At 51.7% G+C, this 234-nt stretch carries 1 protein-coding gene; it reads left to right on the top strand.

Features of this window, described 5'->3' with window-relative positions; genetic code table 11:
- A partial coding sequence (locus R0J92_RS26785; protein WP_411053917.1) for a hypothetical protein occupies positions 1–234 on the top strand: 234 nt, incomplete at both ends.

Here is a 234-nt window from a genome sequence, read left to right as displayed (position 1 = left end):
CTTGCCAGAAAAATCCTCCGCGCCGCGTGATGTTCAGGGTCCGTTCGAGCTTAGCGCAGGATTTTGAACAGACCTTGTTCTGCCCCCTGATCCGTGATTACATTGAAGACATACAGGGCAAGCGCGAGAAGCTCTTAGTTATAATCGAGACCAACGGTGGCTCGATCGAGACTGCCGAACGTATAGCTGATGTATTCCGTTACCATTACCCCGGCGAAGTGAACTTTCTCGTCC

The organism is Tritonibacter sp. SIMBA_163 (assembly GCF_046535935.1).
Taxonomy (GTDB): Bacteria; Pseudomonadota; Alphaproteobacteria; order Rhodobacterales; family Rhodobacteraceae; genus Epibacterium; species Epibacterium scottomollicae.
Note: the sequence above shows the minus strand (reverse complement) of the source record. Positions and strands in the feature narration are given on the sequence as shown.